The 5,243-nt window shown below is 70.0% G+C and carries 5 protein-coding genes; 1 reads left to right on the top strand and 4 read right to left on the bottom strand.

From position 1 onward, the window contains the following. The 3 genes from Q8M82_RS06365 to Q8M82_RS06355 all read right to left on the bottom strand — a co-directional run. Positions 1-563: DUF6456 domain-containing protein (locus Q8M82_RS06365; RefSeq protein WP_305690535.1), on the bottom strand; the 563-nt coding region annotated here is incomplete at its 3' end. Further along, positions 560-925 carry a helix-turn-helix domain-containing protein gene (locus Q8M82_RS06360; RefSeq protein ID WP_305690534.1) on the bottom strand — a complete coding sequence of 122 codons (366 nt, stop codon included), beginning with the start codon at positions 923-925 and terminating at the stop codon, positions 560-562. The genes Q8M82_RS06360 and Q8M82_RS06365, both read right to left, overlap by 4 nt. A 197-nt stretch (positions 926-1,122) precedes the next feature. Beyond that, positions 1,123-1,539 carry a Ros/MucR family transcriptional regulator gene (locus Q8M82_RS06355; protein WP_305690533.1) on the bottom strand — a complete coding sequence of 139 codons (417 nt, stop codon included), beginning with the start codon at positions 1,537-1,539 and terminating at the stop codon, positions 1,123-1,125. A gap of 339 nt (positions 1,540-1,878) precedes the next feature. Between Q8M82_RS06355 and Q8M82_RS06350 the strand changes: the two genes are divergently transcribed. Further along, positions 1,879-4,026 carry a S9 family peptidase gene (locus tag Q8M82_RS06350; RefSeq protein WP_305690532.1) on the top strand — a complete coding sequence of 716 codons (2,148 nt, stop codon included), beginning with the start codon at positions 1,879-1,881 and terminating at the stop codon, positions 4,024-4,026. 17 nt (positions 4,027-4,043) lie between these two features. On the opposite strand, the gene Q8M82_RS06345 is transcribed toward Q8M82_RS06350, so the two are convergent. Beyond that, positions 4,044-5,243, bottom strand: a 1,200-nt coding sequence (locus tag Q8M82_RS06345; protein WP_305690531.1) for a hypothetical protein, incomplete at its 5' end; no start/stop codon positions are given.

The following is a 5,243-nucleotide window of genomic DNA, read 5'->3' as shown; positions in this document are numbered from 1 at the left end:
ACGCGCTGACGCGCCGCCAGCGCGGAATCGGACGCCGCCGCCGGCCCGCGGCTGCCGGAGCCGCGGCCGTCGGGCGCCAGCGACGCATCCCAGTTCATGGTGGTGCGCGGCGTCAGGCGCGCGAGCGTCCAGTCGGCGCGGAAGCGCTCGCCGGCGGCGAATTCCTCGTCCGAGATCTGCGGCTTGCCGTCCCGGCCCGGGCGGCGATGCAGCCACAGCAGCGGGCTCTCGCCTGTGTGGAGCATCACGGTCTCGGAGCGGCCGTCATGGTCGATCATGGCCGGGACGATGGCGGGACGCGGCTCGGGTGACGTCTGCGCCGCGTGCAGACGTCGCCCCTCCCCCTGCCCGGTCCAGACCGCGTCGCCTCGCGCGGCGAGGGTATCGGCCGCCTCCTTCGGGACGAACCCGGCCCCGAGCGTCGCGCCTCCGCCACTGCGGTAGAGGGCGACCCGCCCGCAGCCGAGCGGCGAGAGCCGGGCAAAGGCGCCCGGCTGGGCCAGATGACGCCGCAGCCGCGCCGCGGCCGCCTCGACGCGCTCCCTGCTCTCCGGCGCCGTCACGGGTGGATCTCCTCTGCCGGGATGACGCAAAGAGCCGCCATCAGCGCCAGCAGCGCGGCCTCGAGCGCCGAGAGAGCGAATTCCTGGGCGGGGTCGTCGCGGCGATCCTCCATCCGCGCACAGGCGTGGCGCACCGTCGTCCGGTCCCGGCCGAAGCAGATGCCGACCCGGCTCAGGGGCAGGCCGAAGGCGACATGGGCGAGATACATCGCCGTCTGGCGGGCCAGCGCCGCACGCGGGTGTCCCCTGCCGGGGGTGCGCAGGGTCGCGGCGGGCAGATGGGTGGTCGCGGCGACCACCACTTCGACCAGGCGCGCACAGGCGGACTGGCGCAGCGGATCACTCCTGTCAGCTCTCGTCATGTTCATTGTTTGTTCTCTGTCTGAGGCCAGCCCCTGGCCGGCGATGGAGATCAGCAATGCATGAATTTATTCCTATGACAAGCGTCTTCGCTGCAGAGGGCGCGCTATCCCCGCAGCCGCAACCGAACATGAAAAAGCCGCCGGCGAACCGGCGGCTTTGCGAATCCTGAGAAACCCCCTTTCCGGGGGATGCCTCGTCAGCGGCGCTTGCGACGCTGCTGGCCCAGGCCCATCTTCTTGGCGAGCTGGGAGCGGGCTTCGGCATAGTTCGGCGCCACCATCGGGTAGTCCGGCGGCAAACCCCACTTCTCGCGGTACTGCTCGGGCGACATGTTGTACTGCGTGCGCAGATGGCGCTTGAGCGACTTGAACTTCTTGCCGTCCTCGAGGCAGATCAGGTAATCGGCCGTGATCGACTTCTTCACCGGGATCGCCGGACGGGGCGCCTCGGCCGGCACCACGGGTGCGGTGCCGCTGACGACACGGCTCAGGGCCGCGTGAACATCGTTGATCAGCGCAGGCAGATCCGACGCCGGAACAGAGTTGTTCGAAACATAGGCCGAGACGATATCCGCCGTCAGCTCGATGTAATCCGATCCTTCGTTGTCTGCCATGGCGGCGCCACTCCCTGATACAGTCGGCGAGATGATACGTTTGCGGAAGGCATTACTGCTGTGAATGCCTTGTGCGGTCCTGACCAAAAGCACCTGAACACTCACGACTCAGAGGTGATCGCAGCGGACCGTTACGCTCCCTGTAGTCGATGACCTAGGCACCCGCAAGCGATCGGGCGGCCGCGAATACGAATTATCCATTCTAAATATTGCGATGCCGCCAGATGATCATGGTATCGGCGCCCCGGCCGGTGCTGCATCTGCCGCGCCGGCATGATCTTGCCAGTCGCGCGGCCGCTCTCTACCTGTCGAAGCCTCTGCCCGAAGGAGCCGTCGTCGATGCGATCGAACACCCGTCCCGGCCCCAAGGCCAGCGCCGCCAAGAGGGTCCGCGCGCCGCGCGCCGAGGTGCGGACCAAGACGACGCATGTCCATGACGTCGTCCTGCAGGACGGTTACGACTGGCTGCGGGCGCCCAACTGGAAAGAGGTTCTGCGCGACCCCAAGGCGCTCCCGACCGATATCCGCCGGCATCTCGAGGCCGAGAACGCCTATTCCAAGGCGCTGATGGCGCCGACCCGCATGCTGCAGCGCGAGCTGGTCAAGGAGATGCGCGGACGCCTCAAGGAAGACGACAGCAGCGTGCCGCAGCCCGACGGGCCGTATCTCTACTATTCCCGCTACCGGAAGGGCGGCGAGCATCCCCTGATCTGCCGCAGGCCGCGCTCGGGCAAGGGCCGCGAGACGATCATGCTCGATGCCGACAAGCTCTCGGACGGCAAGGACTTCTTCGATCTCGGCGACGCCGCGCACAGCCCCGACCATGGGCTTCTCGCCTGGAGCGCGGACGAGGCGGGCTCCGAGCTGCACACGATCCGCGTGCGCGACCTCGCCACCGGGGAGGACCGGCCCGACGTCGTGCCCGACACGACCGGAGAGATCGTCTGGGCCGCCGACAGCCGGGCCTTCTTCTATGTCGGGGTCGATGCCGATCACCGCCCGTCGCGGGTGCTGCGCCACCGTCTGGGCGAAAGCGCCGACCAGGACATCCTGCTGCATGAGGAGAGCGATGCCGGCATGTTCGTCGACATCGACGAGACCCAGTCCGGCCGCTTCCTGCTGATCTCGATCAACGATCACGAGACCTCGGAGATCCGGCTGGTCGACCTGACCGTGCCCGACGCCGTGCCGGTGACCATCGCGCCCCGGGCGGTCGGCCGCGAATACGACGTCGACCATCTCGGCGACGCGCTGCTGATCCGCACCAACGCCGACGACGCCGAGGATTTCAAGATCGTCACCGCGCCGGTGGCCGATCCGACCCCGGGGAACTGGCGCGATCTCGTGGCGCATCGGCCGGGCTGCCTGATCCTGAGCCATCTGTGCCTGCAGGGCCGCCTGATCCGGCTGGAGCGCGAGAACGGGCTGCCGCGCATCGTCATTCGCGACATGGCCTCCGGCTCCGAGAGCAGCATCGCCTTCGACGAGGAAGCCTATGGGCTGGGGCTCGACGCCGGCTACGAGTTCGAGACCGAGACGCTGCGCTTCATCTACGCCTCGATGGCGCGCCCGGCCGAAACCTATGACTACGACATGGCCAGCGGCGTGCGCGTCCTGCTGAAGCGGCAGGAGGTGCCCTCCGGCCATGATCCGGCCGACTACCGGGTGCGGCGCATCTTCGCACGGGCCCAGGACGGCGAGGAGGTGCCCGTCTCGATCCTGCACCGCGCCGACACGCCGCTCGACGGTTCGGCGCCCTGCCTGCTCTACGGCTACGGCTCCTATGGCTCGGCGATGTCGGCCTCGTTCCGGACGCGACCGCTGAGCCTCGTCGATCGCGGCTTCGTCTACGCCATCGCCCATGTCCGGGGCGGCACCGACAAGGGCCGGCGCTGGTATCTCGACGGCAAGCGCGAGAAGAAGGCCAACACCTTCACCGACTTCATCGCGGCGGCCGAGGCGCTGGCCGATGGCGGCTTCACCGCGCGCGGCCGCATCGTCGCGGAGGGCGGCAGCGCCGGCGGCATGCTGATGGGGGCCGTGGCGAACATGGCCCCTCGCCTCTTCGCCGGCATCGTCGCCGAGGTGCCCTTCGTCGACGTGCTCAACACGATCCTCGACGACACGCTGCCGCTGACGCCGCCGGAATGGCCGGAGTGGGGCGACCCGATCCGAGACATCGCCGCCTTCGAGACAATCCGCGGCTATTCGCCCTATGACAACGTCAGGGCTCAGGCCTATCCGCCGATCCTGGCGATGGGAGGGCTGACCGACCCGCGCGTGACCTATTGGGAACCGGCGAAATGGGTCGCCCGGCTGCGCGCGACGATGACCGGCGGCGGGCCGGTGCTGCTGCACACCAACATGGACGCCGGACATGGCGGCTCGGCGGGACGCTTCGACTCCCTCAAGGAGACCGCACTGGCCTATGCCTTCGCGATCCGGGCCGTCGGCGAAGGCTGGCCGGAGATCGACGCCGACGCCTGAGCCAGCGAAGGGCCGGCTCAGGCGCCGAGCCGGCTCTTCTCGCTGGCGAGATAGATCTTGAGCTCGTCCATCGAGGCGAAGCTGTAGTCGCCATCCGGGGTTCGGGCCTGGATCGAGCCGTCGGCATAGATGGTGAAATGCGCCTCGCCGACCTGATAGGCCCCGACGATCCCTTCGTCGGAGGCTGCAGGCGGCAGTTCCGCGAGCTCCGGTTCCGCCGCGTCGGTCGGCTCGGTTGGCTCCAAGGCCGCCGCTTCGGCGGGTGAGGCCTCCGCCTCGTCCAGGGGCGGCTCCGGCGCAGTGCTCGTCTGCGGCGGCCAGGGCGGCACGGGACGGTCGGCGGCATCGAGCACCGGCCAGGACGGCTCGGACAGGTCGGCCGGTGCGGCCTCCCGCTCGGGCGGAAGCCCCGCGGCCTCCGGCGGCTCGGGCCAATTCACCCGGCGGCCGAGCGCCGGCTCCATCCAGCTCGACGCGGCCTCGATCTCGTCCTGCCGGTCGGCGGCCGGCCCGTCTGAGCCTTCGAAGGAGGGTTCGATGCGACTGCCCGAGGGGCGCGTGCCGAGCCCCAGATCGGCGAGGCTGTCGCGCAACCGGTCGAACTCGTCGTCGCGCTCGTCGCGCAGCGTTGCCGGTGGCTCGGGCGTGAGCGGATCGTCGATATCGGAGGCCAGAGGCGGCGGCGGCAACTCGTCCGTCGACTCCGCGGGTGCAGGCAGGTCCGTTGCGCTCCGCTCCGGCTCCAACGCGCTCTGCGCCTGCGTCTCGGCGGCGTCCTCACCCTCGCCAACCGGATCGGCCTCGCCCGGCACCTCCACCTCGAAGGCCAGTTCGGGAACGGGCGGCAGGACGAGGGCGGGCACCGACTCGGTCATCGCCGCCGGGAGTTCGGGCTCCGCACCGGCGCGCTGACCCATCGAACGGAACGGGTCGAGGGCCGGCAGCGCGTCGCGTGTTTCGTTGGCCGTGTCGGTGTCGTCCGGAGAGACTGGCGCCGGCTCGGCGAACACCCTCGACAGTTCGGCGCTGAAGAGATCCGGATGCGGGACCTCCGGCTCCCTCTCGACCGTTTCGGCGGCGACAGGCTGCGCCACAGCCAGGCCGGCCGCCGCGACGGCTCCGGCGGCCGCCAGATCCGGTCCCGGCCGGCCCGCGCCGACGGCAGGGGCAGCAGCCTGCGGCTGCGCAGCGGCGATCTCCGCCCCGGCCGCCGCTCC

The sequence above is a fragment of the Allobosea sp. genome, assembly GCF_030694325.1.
Classification (GTDB): Bacteria; Pseudomonadota; Alphaproteobacteria; order Rhizobiales; family Beijerinckiaceae; genus Allobosea.
The sequence above is the reverse complement of the archived record's forward strand: the minus strand, read 5'-3'. Positions and strand labels throughout refer to the sequence as shown.

Coding starts and splice junctions, on each gene's coding strand:
- Q8M82_RS06360 (WP_305690534.1), bottom strand. CDS start 925: ATGACGAGAGCTGACAGGAGTGATCCGCTGCGCCAGTCCGCCTGTGCG.
- Q8M82_RS06355 (WP_305690533.1), bottom strand. CDS start 1,539: ATGGCAGACAACGAAGGATCGGATTACATCGAGCTGACGGCGGATATC.
- Q8M82_RS06350 (WP_305690532.1), top strand. CDS start 1,879: ATGCGATCGAACACCCGTCCCGGCCCCAAGGCCAGCGCCGCCAAGAGG.